Consider the following 15,463-nt stretch of genomic DNA (forward strand, 5'->3'; position numbering starts at 1 on the left):
CGTGACGGAGGAACCTGTCGATCCGGATGACCTCACCCTCACCCTGATGCTGGCGCTGGAGCGCCTGTCACCCTTGGAGCGCGCAGCTTTCCTCCTTCACGACGTCTTTGGCCTGCCTCTGGACGAGGTTGCCAGGACCCTTGACCGGCAAGCGCCTGCGGTCCGGCAGCTCGCCGCCAGGGCGCGCAGACACGTGCAGTCGGCCCGTCCTCGATTTCCGGTTGCGCGCGAGGAGGGCGATCGGATCGCACATGCCTTCTTCACAGCCACCAACAGCGGTGACCTCAATGCCCTCAAGGCGTTGCTGGCGGAGAGTGTCGTGGTTCACTCCGACGGTGGCGGCAAGGTTCTCGCCTTCCTCAATCCAATCTTTGGTGTCGACCGTATCCTGCGCCTGTACCAGGGCCTCCACCGCAAGTTCGGAAAGGATTGGGTGAGCCTCGTCAAGCCGATCTGGATCGATGGCTTGCCTGGCTACGTCAGCCGGGAGCGGGGTGGTATTCTACAGACGACGGCTTTCGCCATTGAAGATGGTCGCATCACAGGAGTTTACATCACCCGCAATCCCGACAAGCTCCGTGATGTCTCGCGTCTGTTGTCGGACGGCCAAGCATTCGGGAGCGTCTCGCAATGATCCACCGCCTTGCGTTCGCTGAGGCATCGAGTTCAGCCTTACGCTGATATCGGACCGTCGCTGAATGGCTCGCTCAGACGGGGATTTTTCCCACTCGAAGCTGCGTCTCGTCGTTCCCGTTCGCGAAGTTCCCTGACCCCACCGAAGCTGTCCCGGTGAGTTGGTCACCATCCACCAGCTTCATTTCCTCAACACCCGCAATCAGATAAGTTGGGCTGAATAAACGAACCCGGCGCGGCAACAGAGGAGAACACGATGCGTGACGAGCTGTCGGGCCCGGGCGTCGTCGATTGGCTGGGGGCACAGTACAAGACGATCCTCACCTCCGCCGAGACCGGTGGGGCCATGTCGATCGTGGACAGCGTAAGCCCTGCTGGCAGCGGCCCTCCGCGTCATGTTCACGAGCGTGAGGACGAGACGTTTGTTCTTCTGAGCAGCGAGTGCGAGTTCTGGCTCGAGGGGCAGACTTTCAGAAAGAGGGCGGGCGAGTCGGTCTTCGTTCCACGTGGGCGCGAGCACACCTTTCGTGTCGTGGGAGGCGATCCCTGCCGGCATTTGTTCATCCTCACCCCCGGCGGGTTCGAGCGCTTCTTCGCGGACATGGCGCAAGGCGGCTTCCGTATTCCTGAGGACATGCAGCAGATTGCCACCTGCGCCGCACGCTACAGCTTGCGCTTCACGGGCCCACCCCTAGGGGCAGAGTGATCGAAGATTGCCCGAGGATCGCAGGGCCGGTCAGAGTGGCTGCAACGCCTCCGTGTACCAGCGACCACCCAGGTTCTCACAGCTCGAGAACACCTGATTGCAACCTCGCTAAATCAATGTGACATCAATCTTAGCGGATTAAGCTGGGGATCTTCTAGATGAAGCGGTTGGATCATTTGTTAGCGGTGACACTGAGGCCGTTCCTGATCATTGGAGGAATTGGGACGACTCTTCCTCTTTTGGCGGCCATTGATCTGTCCGCAGCCAACCGTGTGTTGTTCGCCGGGCTGCTCGATTATACGGCGTCAAGCGTACCCGCATTGCGGCACTGGGGAGTGATGGTGGGGGGAATAGGTATCCTAATGGTCGTTTCCGCGTTTCGACCTTGGATCCGGTTCGACACGATGGTGTTTAGTGGGGTCGAAAAGGCCTTCATGGTGTTTCTGTTCATCAGCAACAGCGATGAGACGTGGTCCCGCGCCTATTTGGGCGCCTTTCTTCTCGACCTGACGATCGTCACCTACACACTTTTTTACTTCGTGAGCAAATTGGGTCGCTCGCACCGATGGGTGGAGCAGGATTAGGAAATTAAGAGGATCCAATCCTCTCGTTGGGCCCCCCGGCGTGACTCAGCTGGTCGCGATAGGCCAAGCTTCGGTTTAATTTGCGTTCGGGGAAACATCCCAGTCAGATCTTCGATAATCCTGCTACGCTTGCGGAAACCGGCTCCGCCGCCTTAGGGGCACTGGAGCAAGGAAGAGGTTGATGCGAAAGCTCGTGGCTTCTCTATTGTTGGCGATCGCGCTCTCTGCGCCCGCGCACGTGACGGCTGAGACGGTCCTCGAGAAAGTCGTGATCTTCAGCCGCCACGGGGTTCGTCCTCCGACGAGCCAGAAAGCGCTCGATCCCCTTTCCATCGATGCTTGGCCGTCATGGCCCGTGCCGGACGGCAACTTGACGCCACACGGAGCGGCGGCCGCGACATTGATGGGGCAGCATTTCCGAACCTTATATGTCGGCCCTCAATTCATCGATCCAAGCGCCTGCCCGACGACGGACGACGTCTTCGCCTGGGCTGACAAATCCGAGCGGACCAGAGCCACCGCCACTGCCATCCTCGCCGGATTGTTTCCCGGCTGCGGGCTCGCGGCGGGGTTCAACCCGGCAACGGCAGATGCGCTTTTTCACCCGACGGATGCCGGCATCGCGCCTCTCGACGCCGAGGTGGCAAAGGCCGCGGTCCTTGCCGCCATGGGCGGAGACCAGCGGTCAGCAAAGAAGCGGTATGCAGCGGACTTCGCACAGCTGGCGGCGGTGCTTCGTGGGCCTACTCCGCTGGCCTGCATGAAGGCACGATTGGGCGCGACTTGCCGCCTCATCGATTTGCCATGGAGCATCCGGATTGCCACGGAGGAAGGCAATCAGCTCACGTTGGAAGGCCCATTGGCCGACGCCTCGACCGTTGGTGAAATCATTCGCCTCGAATATTCCGGCGGCATGCCTCCTGACCAGGTCGGATGGGGCCGCATCAAGACAGCGGCCGACGTCAAGGCGGTGCTCAGTCTCCACAAAGCGCAATACGATGTGACCCTACGAGTTCCCTACATCGCAAAGCGGAATGCGTCGCAGATCCTTAACCAGATCGCGCTCGCGCTCGAGCAGGGAACGGACTTGGCTGGCGCAAGCGAACAGGGACCGCCCCCGTCAAAGCTTCTGCTGATGGTCGGTCACGACAGCAACATCGCCACCATGCAGGCTGCACTGGGCGTTGAGTGGCAACTGGAGGGCTATCCGGCAAACGACACGCCGCCGGGCGGCGCTATTGTGTTTGAGCGATCGCGCGACACCGTCACAAACAAGCGCTCGGTTCGTGCCTACTACACCGCACAGACGACGGACCAAATCCGCAATCTGATTCCCCCTTTTGGCGACGGAAGGCCGCGAGACGCCGCGCTGACGCTGCCGGGATGTCCGCATCGCGCCAAGATCTGCGAACTGACGGATTTCTTCAAGGGCCTGGAGTCACGCATTGACAGGAGCGCAACCGGCCCGGTGTCCTACCAAGCAGCACGCTGAGCATCTGGCGAGCACCGGTCGCCGTCGATGGTCTCGGCTTAACGCGATGGTCATCGAGCAAGGCAATCGAAGATCCTTGTCGATCCCGGGGCTCCATTGTTTGCGTCGGCGGCTGCGCTGCGGATCAGGTGGAGGGCTTGGCTGATCCGCTTTCGATGCGCCTGAGGATCCCAGCTAGCCAGCCAGTTTAGAGTATGGCACGTTCATTCGGACTTATGGCTCTGATGTCTCTGAGGCGTGTATCAAACCGAGAGGGCGCTAAGATGACCCGTCTGTTCGCCAGGTCCGCGGCGGCGCTGGCCAATACCTGCGCTGCGAGCCTGTTCGCCACGGCGGTCGCTGCACAAGATGTAACCACCGACATTGGCACGCTCGACAGAGAGGCGGCCGAGAAGGCGTTTCCCGCCGAGCCGCCTTACTCGCCTTATGCGGGCCGCAACTTCCCAACGAGACCGTATTTCGGCGACACCCACACTCACACGTCGTATTCGATGGACGCGGGCGCATTTGGCGCTCGGCTCGGTCCGAAGGACGCGTATCGTTTCGCGAAGGGCGAGGAGGTCATCGCTTCGAGCGGGCAGCGGGCCAAGCTTTCGCGACCGCTCGACTTCCTGGTCGTGTCAGACCACTCGGACGGCATGGGCTTTTTCCCGCAACTGATGGGCGGCGATCCAACCCTGCTGGCGACGCCGCAGGGACGGAAATGGTTTGACGAGATCAATTCCGGCCAGGGCGCAAAGGCCGCCATCGATATCATCACCAGCTTCGGCAAGGGCCAGATGCCGAAAGGCTTCCCGACGCCGGGCACGTCCGCTTATCGCAGCGCCTGGCGCGAGACGATCAAGGCAGCGGATGAGGCGAATGAGCCGGGCCGTTTTACCGCCTTCATCGGTTACGAGTGGACCTCAAACGCCGGCGGAAACAATCTCCACCGCAATGTCATCTGGCGGGACAACGGAGCGAAGGCCAGTCTCGTCGAGCCGTTCACGACCTTGCCACCGGTCGGCAGTCCAAATCCCCGTGATCTCTGGAAGTGGATGGCGGTGACGGAGGAAAAGACGGGCGCCGAAATCCTTGCCATCGCGCATAACGGCAATTTGAGCAACGGCCGCATGTTCCCGATCATCGAGTCGTTCAACGGCAAGCGGATCGACCGGGAATATGCCGAGAACCGTGTTCGGTGGGAGCCGCTTTACGAGGCGACGCAGATCAAGGGTGACGGTGAGACGCATCCGTTTCTGTCACCCAATGATGAATTCGCGAATTTCGAACGCTGGGACAAGGGCAACCTCGACCTCACCGAAGTCAAGAAGCCGGAGATGCTGGAATTCGAGTACGCCCGCTCGGCGTTCAAGAATGGTCTCAAGATGGAAGCCGAACTCGGGGTGAACCCCTACAAGTTTGGTCTGGTCGGAAGCACCGATGCTCATACGGGGCTCCCGGCGGTGGAGGAGGATAATTTCTTCGGCAAGACATCTTCCTCCGAACCCAGCGCGGATCGCGCAATGCATCCCTTCATCAAGACGGATAAGGCCGTCATCATGGGTTGGGAGCAGACGGCGTCCGGGTATGCCGGCGTGTGGGCGACCGAAAACACGCGGGAGGCGATTTTCGACGCCATGAAGCGCCGCGAGACATTTGCCACCACTGGCCCGCGCATGGCTGTTCGCTTCTTCGGTGGGTGGGATTTCGAGCCGGGCGACGCCAACGACCGCCTGCCGGCCAGGGTCGGCTACACCAAAGGTGTTCCGATGGGTGGCGACTTGAACAACGCGCCGAACGGCAAGGCACCCAGTTTTCTCGTCGCCGCGTTGAAGGATCCCATTGGGGCAAACCTGGACCGCATCCAGATCACCAAGGGATGGGTCGGCAAGGACGGCCAGTCTCAGGAGCGCGTCTACGATGTGGCTGTCTCCGGCGGACGCCAGATTGATGCCGACGGCCGTAGCAGAGAGGCCGTAGGCAATACGGTGGACGTTGCGAACGCGACCTGGAGCAACACGATTGGTGCAGGCGAGATGATCACGGTCTGGAAAGACCCAGACTTCGATCCCGCGCTGCGCGCGTTCTATTACGTGCGCGTGATCGAGATTCCGACGCCGCGCTGGACGGCCTATGACGCGAAATACTACGGGGTCAAGATGCCGAGCGAAGCCGCGATGACGACGACCGAGCGCGCTTATACGTCGCCGATCTGGTACACGCCTTGAAGCTTTCTCTCTTGAGAGAGCCGTTGCTGCATTTCGTCGTGCTTGGGGCAGCCCTCTTCGGTCTTTATGGCTTGGTGGATAAGAAGGACGTCGAGGCACCCACGGAAATCGTAATTTCGGCGTCACGCGTTACGGCTCTCGCAGACCAATTCGCTCGCACCTGGAGCCGCCCGCCCACCGAGCAGGAGTTGCACGGCCTCCTCGAGGATTACATCCGCGACGAGGTTTTCTATCGCGAGGGCCGGGCGGCGGGCCTGGACCGCGAAGACGTCGTCATTCGCCGCCGCGTGCGGCAGAAGATGGAATTCCTCGCTGAGGATATGGCCGCCGCAGAGCCGAGCGATGAACAACTCGCGGCCTATCTCGCATCCAATCCGGACCTTTTTTGGAGCGACGACCGGCTGACCTTCCATCACGTCTTTTTAAGCGCGATGCGACGCGGTCGCGCGTTGGAAGACGACGCTAAACAAGTTGCAGAGATCCTTGCCCGCGCGAACGCCCCAGAGGACGCGGCCACGATGGCCGATCCCTTTCTCCTCGGCGAGGAGTTTCGGGCAATGTCGCAAAGCGATGTCGCGGGTACATTTGGCGAAGAGTTCGCAAAACGGCTATCCGCCGTGGAACCGGGCCGATGGGAAGGGCCGATTCCATCGAGCTTCGGAGTGCATTTCGTCTTTGTTGATGAAAGGGCGAAGGGAAACCTACCGCGACTTGAGACCGTTCGAGAGGCCGTCCAGCGCGAGTGGCTGAACGCGCACCGTATCGAGGCTGAGCACAGGCTTTATCGCACGCTGCGAGACCGCTATCAGATTGTCGTGGAGCGGCCGCCCAAGGCCGAAATATCCGAGACCGCGCGATGAGATGCCTCGCGATGCTCCTTGTCGTTTTGGGTGCGCTGCTCGGACATTCTGCACAGTCGGACGAGCTTCGGCCCGGCTTCTTGGAGCTGCGTCAGACGGCATCCGATACCTACAGCCTGCTTTTCAAGATTCCCGCGCGGGGCGATGACTTACGGCTGGCGATCTATATCAAACTCCCCCTCGATACCGACGACGTGACGCCACCGCGGACTCGTTTCAGCGGCGCCGCCTACATCGAACGGCGCACGATCCGGCGCAACGGCGGGCTCACAGGACAGACCATTGGAATAGATGGCTTGTCGGGCACGTTTACGGACGTGCTCGTGCGGATCGAAAGTCTCGGCGGTGCCATACAGACCGAACGGCTTTCTCCGACAAAAGCAACGTTCGTCGTCGAGACTGCGCCTGGTGCTTGGGTAGTCGCCGCGACCTATCTAAGCCTCGGGATCGAACATATCCTCTTCGGCTTCGACCATCTGTTGTTTGTGCTGGCGCTGGTGATCCTGGTTCGGGACTGGCGGCGGGTTGCGCTCACTGTGACGGCGTTCACCGTTGCGCATAGCATCACGCTGGCAGCGGCGACGCTCGGCCTCGTCGATGTCCCAGGCCCGCCGGTCGAGGCTGCCATCGCGCTCAGCATCGTGCTGGTCGCCGTCGAGATCGTGAATGCGCGGCGCGGAATGCGTTCTCTGACGGCAGACTGGCCGTGGGTTGTCGCTTTCTGTTTCGGTCTTTTGCACGGCTTCGGTTTTGCCGGCGCCCTGGCCGAAGTGGGTTTACCGCATCATGCGATTCCCATCGCGCTATTATTCTTCAATCTAGGTGTGGAGATCGGGCAGCTGGTCTTCGTGGCTGCGGTTTTGGCCGCGGGTTGGCTATTCCGCCACGCGCTAGAGCTTCGCCTTGAGCCTCGCCTGGTCCGTCGAGCCGTCATTCGGCTCGACGTGACGGCAGCCTATGCGATCGGCACAGTGGCCGCCTTTTGGCTCATAGAGCGGACCTTGGCCTATTTTGCTTGAGTCCGCAAAGTCACTTGGACCGCTTCTGGCGTTGTTCGTTTTCCCCGACCGGTCTGTAAGATGCACGCCGCGCGTCGAGATGCACCATCCCAACCCTCCTGAGGAGAGTGCCGCACCGAGGATCGCGACCGCGTCCAAGCCGGCTTGCTACACGGTCAAGATGGTTGAGCCCGTCGTCTTACGGGCCTGCAGATCCTGGTGCGCTTTGGCCGCGTCCCTCAACGGATTGGTCTGATTGACCTCGATCTTGACGGCTCCCGAGAGAACGACATCGAACAGATCTTGAGCCATCGTCATGAGGTCAGACCGCTGGTCGGCATAGGTTCTCAACGTGGGGCGCGTGACATAAAGCGAGCCCTTCTGGGCCAGAATGCCGAGATCGACCGGGCCGATGGCTCCCGAAGACTGTCCGAAGCTCACCATCAGACCGAGAGGTCTCAAACAGTCGAGCGAGGCCAGGAAGGTGTCCTTGCCAACGGAGTCGTAGACAACTGGCACCATCGTGCCGTTGGTGATCTCCCGTACCCGCTCGACGAAGTTCTCGCGCGTGTAGACGATGGGGAAGTCGCAACCGTGCGCCTTCGCGAGCTCCGCCTTCTCGTCGCTGCCGACGGTGCCGATGACGGTGGCTCCCAGAGCCTTGGCCCACTGGCATGCGATCAGCCCCACGCCGCCTGCCGCAGCATGAAACAGAATGGTGTCGCCTTTCTTGACCTTGTAGGTCTGCCGAAGAAGATACTGGGCCGTCATGCCCTTGAGCATCATCGCGGCAGCCTGCTGATCGGAGATGCCGTCCGGCAGCACGATCAGGCGATCGGCCGGCATGACCCGCTCCTCGGAATAGGCGCCGACCGGGCCACCCGAATAGGCCACGCGAGCGCCGACCTCCACCTCAGTGACACCTGGGCCGACCGCCTCGACTATGCCAGCAGCCTCGGTGCCAAGACCGCTTGGCAAGGACGCCGGGTTGAGGCCGGATCGCACATAAGTGTCCACATAGTTGAGCCCGATCGCACGATGGCGCACGCGCGCCTCGCCGGGTCCGGGCTGACCAACCTTGACCTCCTCCCAAACGAGAACCTCGGGGCCTCCAGTGTGGTGGAAGCGGATAGCATGGGTCATGATTCAATCCCCTTCGATACCGAAGTGCGGCTCCAACTTAGGGCGCCAGTTTGAACGTCCGCAAAGGGTCGTCATTTCCAGACACTTGCTCGACCGCGTTCCCGCCTTTAGCCCTTCGCATATTCCAGATCTATGTCGGCCCGGAATGGGTCCCATCCGCGTTTGCGCCGACACCCACATCGGTCATCTCTGATCTCGTCACCGGCCAGTTTTCATCGAGAGGTGTCTTCGTGAAGGATAACACTTGCAGATCTTGCGTATCAGTAACGTGCCGTAACTGCCGCGTGTTCCTGCAGCGTTTTGGTCCGCCTCACGCAGATCGCTTGTCAGCTGCCCCCTGTCGCTCCCTGACGAGTCGGGAAAGAGCACGCAGCAACTGCTTTACTTTCTCTCGGATCGCCTTGTCCGCCTCGTCATTGTCGCGCCGATCAACGCGCTCGACGGCAGCTTCGAACATGAGCCTGGCGCGAGCGAGATCGATGTCCGCTCGACTGATTTTCTCATGGTTCATCAGTGCGTCGAGGACTTGCTGGTCCATCCCATCCAACACGCTCAGCACGAACGAGCGGATACCCGCCGGCTCTCGGAGACTCTCGGGACGCAAACCTGTTGTTCCCAGAAAATGGGCGAGGCGAGACGTGTCTGACGTGATGAAATCGAGCACTCGGATCACGAGTGTCTCTGCGTGGTCCAGACCTACGTCTGGCTTGGGGAGAGCGTCGTTACTCATGCAGAACCTACTACTCACGCAACTGCACTGGCGAGGGATGCGGAGGTCGCCTCGTTTCCGCGAAACCTAAATCCTGCAGGGAAAAAAGTCTCTGGCGGTTTAGGAGTAAGCCCGAAGTGCAGCTGTCGGCCTGAAGCTCACCACTGTGACCTTGCTCCCGCAACGGGCGCTTATGTAACGGCCGGCTTGAGCGCGGCGATCACTTCCTCGGCAGCTCTCGTTCCGCTCTGGTAAGCGCCATGGGCAGTTGAGAAGTCGTACCGGTGCGTCGCCTCGCCAGCGAAGAACACCCGCTGGTCGAAGGGGCGGGCAAGCTCGCGGCGCGCCGCTGCCCGCCCCGGAAGCGCATAGCTGTAGGAGCCGCCCACATACTCCATTCTGCTCCAGTTCGAAGCTGCAACCGGGCAGAGCCTGCGTCGGATATCCGATCCAAACAGCGCCGCGAGCTGGTCGATCGCGTAGGCGAAGCCGGCGACGGGCCAATTCTCCGCCAGCGCCCGGGCACCGTCGCCACCGAAGAAGCCTTCGATGACCGAACGGCCGAATGGGCGAATGTAGTAGGATCCGGTGCGTGCGTCGCGCGGATTGCCGATCACGTGGGTCTCGGGCGCGAAGGGAGCGTCGCCGACGATCTCCAGGAACACTTTCTCGTCCCGCCCGAGCGGCAGGCAAGCGGCGGCATGGCACCAATCATCGAGCGCGGGCGGCAGCCTGATCGCACCGGCGGCGAGCATCGCTGTCGAGACGGTGACGATGGCACTGCGCGCGGCAATGGTGCCGGTCTGTGTGGCGATGCTCACACCGGTCGCCGCAAGGTCGATGGCCTCGACCGGAGTGGCAAGGCGCAGCGCGACGGTGGCCGGCAAGCTCGCCGCAACGAGCCGGCCGTATCCTGCGGGCACCCGCCAGTTTCGCCCGGTCGAGGTCGTATCATAGGCGAGATAGTCGGCAACCGAGATGCGCTCGAGTTCGGCGCCGCTGATATAGCCGCTCATCGCCTGGAGATAGGGGTTCCACGCCCCGCGCGGCTCCAGCGCGTCGGCGGCGCAGTCGCTTTTCGGCGGAGCCGCGACCAGCCGTTTGCGCCATGCGCCGAACGCTTCATCGGCCGCTTTCTGCTCCGCTCGCGAGAAACCGAGGTCACGATATTGCTGCCCCCAGGCCGACGTTCGACGGTCGACGGCGAAGCCCGACGCTTCTGCGATGTCGACCCATGGATTGCGCTCGGCCGAATGGAGCCACCCGCAGCCGAGGTCGAGCGCAAGCCCAGCCACGTCGGCCGTCCACGCGCGGCCGCCGACCCGCTGCGAGGCTTCCAGCAACAGCGTGGAAAGCCCGCTTGCCGCCAGCCCGCGCGCGGCAGCGATGCCCGCGGCACCGCCACCTATGACTACGACATCCCAATCCGCGTTCATGAGTTCTGACCATTCGAGAAGGTGCAGCCTGTAGAGATTTGGCTGCCGTCGTGTTCGCTCCGAAACCGGATTGCCTCGCTGGGAGCTGCGAGCAGCAGCAAGAACGCCCACGGCTCACACTTAGACATCGCCTACCACTGGAACGGCGAGCTGGACAGCTTCAACATTGTCGCCGCCATCTTCCTGTGCTGGGTGCGAACGGTGGCACTAGGCGCTCTCAAAGAGTATGAATGGATCGGATGAAAGATATCGCGCGCTGGCTGGCTGACGACGCACGACACGACACCGTCGAGGCGCTGTTTGCCGCCTTCTGCCGTGAGATCATTCACGCTATCGCGCCCGTCTCGCGTGCCTCCCTCGGCCTGGAGGTGCTGCACCCGGAGGTGAGCGGCTGGCAGCATGTCTGGACGGACCAGAGCCTTTCGGTGCGGGAATCCGAGCGGGCCACGGCGGCCACATCGCCGTCTTATCTGAACAGCCCGACCCGGATTGTTGACGAGACGGGACGGCCCTTCCGCCGCCGGCTCAAGGCATCCTGCCCCGACATGCCGCTCCTCGAGGAGCTGCGCCTGGCCGGTGCGACGGACTACGTCATGTACCCCTTGCCCTTCCTGGATCAGACCCGGACTGCTGTGATCTCCTTCGCCACAGAGCGGACGCAAGGCTTCGACGCGGCGTCGCTTGATGGGCTGGGGCTCGCCACAAGATTTCTCAGCCCCTATCTCGAGCGCCATGTCCTACGCCGCATTGCCGTCGACCTGCTCGACACCTATGTCGGTCCGCGAACGGGCCAGCGCATCATAGAGGGCCGGGTTGACCGCGGCGCCGTCGAGATGATCGAGGCGGCGATCTGGTTCGCCGATCTGCGCGGCTTCACACTTCTATCCGAGCGGTCACCCATCCCCGACGTGCTGGCCCACCTGAACGCCTGGTTCGGCACTATCGGGGAGGTGGTCGAGGCGCATGGCGGCGAAGTGCTCAAGTTCATCGGCGATGCGGTGCTGGCGATCTTCCCAATCTCGGCCGGGCAGGACCGGGCGGCAGCCTGTCGGAAGGCTCTAGCGGCCGCACAGGAGTTCTGCGGGCGCACCGAAATCGAAAACGACCTCCGCAGATCCTCGGGCACCTCACCGGTCGCCCATGGCCTCGCCTTGCATTTCGGCGCGGTGGCCTATGGCAATGTTGGCGCGTCGCACCGGCTGGATTTCACGGTCATCGGTCCAGCCGTGAACCGGGCGAGCCGTCTTCTGGATTTAGCCAAGCGGCTTGACCAGCAGGTGCTCGTCTCGCACGCGCTTGCGAAGGAGGTCGACCAGCCCTTGGTCAATCTGGGGCGCCACTACTTGCGGGATGTGGAGCATCCGCAGCGGATTTTCACGCTCCCCGGACATGGCCGTGTTCAGGCGCCCTTCAACCCGTGCTGCTGAAAGAGATCATCCCATCTCGCGGAAGTGACGCAGCATGCGGGCGGCATCCGGATCGCACCCGGTGAGGAGGCGGAAGGCGGCGGCTGCCTGGAAGACGGCCATGCCGCCGCCGGACATCGTGCGGCACCCGCGTGCCCGGGCTTCGCGCAGCAGTTCCGTTTCCAGCGGGAAGTAGACGATGTCGGCAACCCACATTTCGGGCCGAAGCAACGCGGCGGGAACAGCCATGCCGGGATACGTCACCATCCCGAGCGGCGTTGTGTTGACCATGCCGTCAGCCCCAGCCATTGCCTCGGCGAGCGATGTGTTGACGGCGGCACGCGCTGCGCCGAACCGCTGACGCAGGGAGGCTACGAGGCGATCGGCTTGCGAACCGTCGGTATCGACGATAGTGACCGTCCCGGCGCCGAGGGTGAGTAGGGCATGAGCCACCGCGGCTCCGGCGCCGCCGGCGCCGAACTGAACGATGCGATCGCGCCGAACGTCGGGCAACTCGGAGCGGAAGCTCTCGGCGAAGCCCCACCAATCCGTGTTGTGCCCCACGCGGCGACCGTCCTTCAGCACGACGGTATTGACAGCCCCAAGCGCTTCCGCGTCGGGCGAAAGCTCGTCCAGAAGGGCGATCACCGTCTGCTTGCATGGATGGGTGATGTTGAGGCCCGCGAAGCCGAAGCGCTGGGCCGCGGTGAGAATGTCCGGAAGAGCGCTGGCATCAATGCCGAGCGCCTCCAGATCGATCAGCTTATAGATGTAGCGCAGTCCCTGCTCGGCCCCCTCTCGCTCGTGAAGGCTTGGGGTGCGAGATGCCTGGATACCGGCTCCGACTAATCCGACGAGCACCGACGGGCAGGACCACGGGTCCCGCATTTCGCTTTCCCGGCAACTGGCTTTGGATGTTCGTTCCTTCGTCATGGACTGTCAGGTGCTCGCCGGAGGGGCTGGTGTCTTTGCTATCATGTCGAGCATAGCCCTGACCGCTATCGGATAACCGTTGGTGCCGAGTCCCGCGATGACCGCCGTCGCAACCGGGGAGAAATAGGATTTGTGGTAGATCGCTTCGCGCCGGTGAATGTTGCTGATGTGAAGTTCGATGACGGGCCGCGGGAACATTTTCACCGCGTCCATGATCGCCATGGAAGTGAACGTGAAGGCGGCGGGATTGATGATGATTCCGCTGCCCCCGTCGATGGCTTCGTGGACCCAGTCGATGAGTTCGTATTCCCGGTTTGATTGCCGGAACACCATAGGATGACCATGTGCTGCCTCGACGCACATCGCCTCCACCTCGGCCAAGGTGGTGTGGCCATAGATATCCGGCTCACGCGTCCCGAGGCGGTTGAGATTCGGTCCGTTGAGAATGTAGATCGGCATGGTCATGGGTTTGTCTCAAAAGAGTGGAGCTGATTGCCCTTGGTAACCGAAGAGCCGGGGGAGCCACAGGACGGTCTCGGGGACGAAGGTGAGGATCGCGAGAGAAACGATCATCGCCAGGAGGAAGGGCAGCACGTCGCGGACAATGGCCCGCAACGGTTCTCCCGAGATGTTCGCCATGATGAACAACAGCAGCCCATAGGGAGGCGTAATCAGGCCGATCATGATGTTGACGACGACGACGACGCCGAAATGCACCAGATCGATGCCCAACGCTTGCGCGGTCGGAATGAAGACCGGAACGACGATGAGCAGGATCGCTGTTCCTTCGAGCACGCAGCCCAGCAGCAGCAACAACAGATTGACGAGGGTCAGGAACCCGATGGGCGAGAGGTCCCATTGCGCAAGCAGGGCTTTCACCGCTTCGGGGATATTCTCGACGGTGACGACGTAGTTGAACACGAGCGAGCCGGCGATCAGCATGCCGATCGACGCCGTCGTGCGCGCACTGATGGCAATCGACTTGTAGAGATCTCGCCAACTGACGCTTCGATAGAGGCCCGCCGATATGATCAGTGCATAGGCGGCGGCGACCGCAGCCGCTTCGGTAGGGGTCATCACGCCGCTGTAGATGCCGCCGAGAAGAACGACGGGCATCATGAGAGATGGAAAAGCATTCCACGTGATTCTTGGCAGCTTCCGGATCGGGACGGGCTTCTCGACGGGGAAGTTCTTTCGGCGGGCCGTAATGGCGATGATAAACATCTGGCTCAGGGCCATCAGCAAGCCCGGAATGACACCGCCGAGGAACAGAAAGCCGATGGACGCGTCGGAGACGAGTGCGTAGAGCACCATCGGGATGGAGGGCGGAATGATGGGTCCGATGACCGAGGAGACGGCCGTCACGGCAGCCGCGTAGCTCGGTGTGTACCGGCCGCCGCGAGTCATCATCACCTGCATCATGCGCCCGGTGCCTGCCGCATCAGCAATCGCCGAGCCGGACATTCCGGCAAAGATGATGCTTTGCAGGACGTTGACGTGGGCAAGCCCGCCGCGGAACCGGCCCACCAGTGCGTTGCAGAAAGCCATGAGGCGATCGGTCATGCTGCCGATGTTCATGAACTCCGCGGCCAGGATGAACAGCGGCACCGAGAGAATGACGTAGTTGGAGTACATTCCATTGAGCAGTTGCTCGGCAGCCGTTCCCATGTCCTGGCCGGCCAGGAGCAGATAGAAAATCGAGCCCGCGATCATCGAATGGCCAATGGGCAGCCCGAGGAACGCGAGGGCGGTGATCGCGACAAGCGCAAGCGAGAACGGGCTTGCAAGGTTCATATGCCGGAACTCGCCTTGGTGGGATCGAACTCATCCGGCGCAACGCCCCGCAGGGCCTGCCACGAGAGCCAAATATATCGAATGACGGTCGCGATCACGAAGACGATGTAGATCGAAAACAGCAGATCGAACCTGATCTTCAGATACGCCGTGCTCTGCACCTTCATGAAGGTGACGTAGTCGACGACCGCCGGGAGCGACACGAGATAAAGCAAGACCAACGCCGTCCCGGTGATGATGCACATGATCCGGCGCGGACCGGGGCCCACGGCGCCATAGATGATGTCGAAGCGGATTTCCTCGCGCTCGGTGAGGACAAACGCGGCGCCCCACAGCACGAGCCAGACCCAAAGAATGACGCTCAGTTCATGGGTCCAGCCGATGGGAAGGTTCAGGGCATATCTGAAGATGATCTGGAGGAGGAACGCCAGGAACATGGCGGCGAGCATGCCGGCCGCCACATTCTCGGCGCGACGCGCAAGCCAAAGGCCGATGGGCCGTGCGAACGCAATCATGCGAGAAGATCCTTGAGTTGATGGGCGGATCCGACTGCGGACAC

The 15,463-nt window shown here is 61.9% G+C and carries 15 protein-coding genes; 8 read left to right on the top strand and 7 right to left on the bottom strand.

Features of this window, described 5'->3' with window-relative positions; translation table 11 throughout:
- From FEZ63_RS15805 to FEZ63_RS15835, 7 genes are all read left to right on the top strand, one after another.
- The coding region (locus FEZ63_RS15805) for a sigma factor-like helix-turn-helix DNA-binding protein (RefSeq protein WP_275552354.1) at window positions 1–634 on the top strand (634 nt) is incomplete at its 5' end.
- Between the two features lie 255 nt (window positions 635–889).
- A complete protein-coding gene (locus FEZ63_RS15810; RefSeq protein ID WP_150946193.1) occupies window positions 890–1,339 on the top strand; it encodes a cupin domain-containing protein in 450 nt (149 codons plus the stop codon).
- A 158-nt stretch (window positions 1,340–1,497) separates the two neighbouring features.
- Window positions 1,498–1,923 carry a hypothetical protein gene (locus FEZ63_RS15815; protein ID WP_150946195.1) on the top strand — a complete coding sequence of 142 codons (426 nt, stop codon included), beginning with the start codon at window positions 1,498–1,500 and terminating at the stop codon, window positions 1,921–1,923.
- Window positions 1,924–2,104: 181 nt separating this feature from the next.
- Window positions 2,105–3,415 carry a histidine-type phosphatase gene (locus FEZ63_RS15820; RefSeq protein WP_150946197.1) on the top strand — a complete coding sequence of 437 codons (1,311 nt, stop codon included), beginning with the start codon at window positions 2,105–2,107 and terminating at the stop codon, window positions 3,413–3,415.
- Window positions 3,416–3,678: 263 nt separating this feature from the next.
- The gene (locus FEZ63_RS15825; RefSeq protein ID WP_150946199.1) at window positions 3,679–5,625 is read left to right on the top strand and encodes a DUF3604 domain-containing protein; all 1,947 of its coding nucleotides are present in this window, start codon (window positions 3,679–3,681) and stop codon (window positions 5,623–5,625) included.
- Entirely contained in the window at window positions 5,622–6,485 is an 864-nt protein-coding gene (locus FEZ63_RS15830; RefSeq protein ID WP_150946201.1) for a peptidyl-prolyl cis-trans isomerase, read from the top strand. Before FEZ63_RS15825 ends, FEZ63_RS15830 begins: the two co-directional genes overlap by 4 nt.
- Complete coding sequence (locus tag FEZ63_RS15835) at window positions 6,482–7,504, top strand: HupE/UreJ family protein (protein ID WP_150946203.1); 1,023 nt, start codon at window positions 6,482–6,484, stop codon at window positions 7,502–7,504. The genes FEZ63_RS15830 and FEZ63_RS15835 overlap by 4 nt, the downstream gene beginning before the upstream one ends.
- A 147-nt stretch (window positions 7,505–7,651) precedes the next feature.
- Here the strand turns inward: FEZ63_RS15835 and FEZ63_RS15840 are convergent, their stop codons facing one another.
- The 3 genes from FEZ63_RS15840 to FEZ63_RS15850 all read right to left on the bottom strand — a co-directional run bounded on the left by FEZ63_RS15840 (window position 7,652) and on the right by FEZ63_RS15850 (window position 10,771).
- Window positions 7,652–8,626: a quinone oxidoreductase family protein gene (locus FEZ63_RS15840; protein ID WP_150946205.1), complete on the bottom strand. Its 975-nt coding sequence runs from the start codon at window positions 8,624–8,626 to the stop codon at window positions 7,652–7,654.
- Window positions 8,627–8,936: 310 nt separating this feature from the next.
- A complete protein-coding gene (locus tag FEZ63_RS15845; RefSeq protein ID WP_150946207.1) occupies window positions 8,937–9,356 on the bottom strand; it encodes a DUF3572 family protein in 420 nt (139 codons plus the stop codon).
- Window positions 9,357–9,526: 170 nt separating this feature from the next.
- A complete protein-coding gene (locus tag FEZ63_RS15850) occupies window positions 9,527–10,771 on the bottom strand; it encodes a flavin monoamine oxidase family protein (RefSeq protein ID WP_150946209.1) in 1,245 nt (414 codons plus the stop codon).
- Window positions 10,772–11,001: 230 nt separating this feature from the next.
- Here FEZ63_RS15850 and FEZ63_RS15855 point away from each other — a divergent pair, with 230 nt between their 5' ends.
- Entirely contained in the window at window positions 11,002–12,198 is a 1,197-nt protein-coding gene (locus tag FEZ63_RS15855; protein ID WP_150946211.1) for an adenylate/guanylate cyclase domain-containing protein, read from the top strand.
- Window positions 12,199–12,204: 6 nt separating this feature from the next.
- Here the strand turns inward: FEZ63_RS15855 and FEZ63_RS15860 are convergent, their stop codons facing one another.
- From FEZ63_RS15860 to FEZ63_RS15875, 4 genes are read right to left on the bottom strand one after another with little or no spacing between them, the layout of a single operon-like run.
- A complete protein-coding gene (locus tag FEZ63_RS15860) occupies window positions 12,205–13,065 on the bottom strand; it encodes a shikimate dehydrogenase (RefSeq protein ID WP_150946213.1) in 861 nt (286 codons plus the stop codon).
- A gap of 51 nt (window positions 13,066–13,116) precedes the next feature.
- The gene (locus FEZ63_RS15865; RefSeq protein WP_150946215.1) at window positions 13,117–13,575 is read right to left on the bottom strand and encodes a type II 3-dehydroquinate dehydratase; all 459 of its coding nucleotides are present in this window, start codon (window positions 13,573–13,575) and stop codon (window positions 13,117–13,119) included.
- A gap of 9 nt (window positions 13,576–13,584) precedes the next feature.
- Window positions 13,585–14,904 carry a TRAP transporter large permease gene (locus tag FEZ63_RS15870; RefSeq protein WP_150946217.1) on the bottom strand — a complete coding sequence of 440 codons (1,320 nt, stop codon included), beginning with the start codon at window positions 14,902–14,904 and terminating at the stop codon, window positions 13,585–13,587.
- Window positions 14,901–15,419 (bottom strand): TRAP transporter small permease, encoded by a 519-nt coding sequence (locus FEZ63_RS15875; protein ID WP_150946219.1) that lies wholly within the window; start codon window positions 15,417–15,419, stop codon window positions 14,901–14,903. Before FEZ63_RS15875 ends, FEZ63_RS15870 begins: the two co-directional genes overlap by 4 nt.
- Window positions 15,420–15,463: the final 44 nt, after the last annotated feature.

This window comes from Microvirga brassicacearum, assembly GCF_008757455.1.
Lineage (GTDB): Bacteria > Pseudomonadota > Alphaproteobacteria > Rhizobiales > Beijerinckiaceae > Microvirga > Microvirga brassicacearum.